The sequence below is a fragment of the Streptomyces sp. MnatMP-M17 genome (assembly GCF_900091995.1).
In the GTDB taxonomy this organism is placed as follows: Bacteria; Actinomycetota; Actinomycetes; order Streptomycetales; family Streptomycetaceae; genus Streptomyces.
This window is the reverse complement of sequence record NZ_FMDK01001101.1, coordinates 1-1,260: the sequence shown is the minus strand read 5'-3', so window position 1 is coordinate 1,260 and position 1,260 is coordinate 1. Positions and strand designations below refer to the sequence as shown.

Genomic DNA, 1,260 nt, shown 5'->3' with positions numbered 1-1,260 from the left:
TCCGCCGCCGATCCCGAGACGATGCTGACGGCGCTGCGCCAGACGGAGCGGCTCGGCCGGCTGACGGAGACACTGCTCGATCTGTCCCGGCTGGACAACGGCGTCGTACCGCTGAGGGCCCAGCGCTTCGAGGTGTGGCCGTATCTCTCCGGAGTGCTCAAGGAGGCCAATCTGGCCGCCTCGCAGCGCGCGACGAGTTCCGGCTCCGGCAGCCACTCCCGTACGGACGTCCATCTGCATCTGGATGTCTCGCCGCCGGAACTGACCGCGCACGCGGACGCGGAGCGGCTGCACCAGGTCGTCGCCAATCTCATCGACAACGCCGTCAAGCACAGCCCGCCGCACGGCCGGGTCACCGTACGCGCGCGGCGCGGCGCGGCGCCCGAGTCGCTCGAACTGGAGGTCCAGGACGAAGGTCCCGGTATCCCGGAGCAGGAGCGGTACCGGGTCTTCGAGCGCTTCAACCGCGGCACCGCGCCGTCGCCGCACGGTCCGGGCAGCGACGGCGGTACGGGCCTGGGACTGGCGATCGCGCGCTGGGCGGTGGATCTGCACGGCGGCCGGATCGGAGTGGCCGAATCGGCTCGCGGATGTCTGATACGCGTCACTCTTCCAGGAACAACCCGAGCGCACGGTTGACGTAGGCTTCGAACTGTTGGGGCACGTTCTCCGCACGATCCGGCACGTTCTCCGTACGAACCCGGAGATCCACGCCGGGATGTGTACCGCGAGAGCGCGGTGGAGGCCGGCCATCAAGGCGTGGCCCGGCCGTTACCCGCTCGTCGTATGCCCGCACGTCGCAGAACCTCGCTAGTTTCCCGCCATTTCAGCCACCGAAACCCGCCGTCGGATGTGACTTGCACGACGATGGCACGCCCGGTCTGCAACTGAAGGCCTGGTAGGCGTAGCCTTGATTCCCGCTGTCCATCACCTTGTGAAGCGGAAGAGGGCGGTTCACGCCGTGTCGTCTCAGTCCCCCAGTAACGCGAGCATCTCGACCGACGAAGACGGGCAGGGCAAGAACCCTGCCGCCGCCTTCGGAGCCAATGAGTGGCTCGTCGACGAGATCTACCAGCAGTACCTCCAGGACCCGAATTCGGTCGACCGTGCCTGGTGGGACTTCTTCGCCGACTACAAGCCGGGCACTCCCGGCACGGCGGGCGAACCCACACAGAACGGCGTGACCGCGGTCGCGGGGGCTGCGGTGACCACGACCCCGGCCGCCCCGGCTCAGGCCGCGCCCGCGGCTCCGGCGAAGCC

General features: G+C 68.8%; 2 protein-coding genes. Both read left to right on the top strand.

Translation table 11 applies throughout. The annotated features are described in order from the left end of the window. Positions 1–639, top strand: a 639-nt coding sequence (locus GA0115259_RS36490; protein WP_237540752.1) for a sensor histidine kinase, incomplete at its 5' end; no start/stop codon positions are given. 322 nt (positions 640–961) lie between these two features. Beyond that, a partial coding sequence (locus GA0115259_RS36480; RefSeq protein ID WP_141716852.1) for a 2-oxoglutarate dehydrogenase E1 subunit family protein occupies positions 962–1,260 on the top strand: 299 nt, incomplete at its 3' end.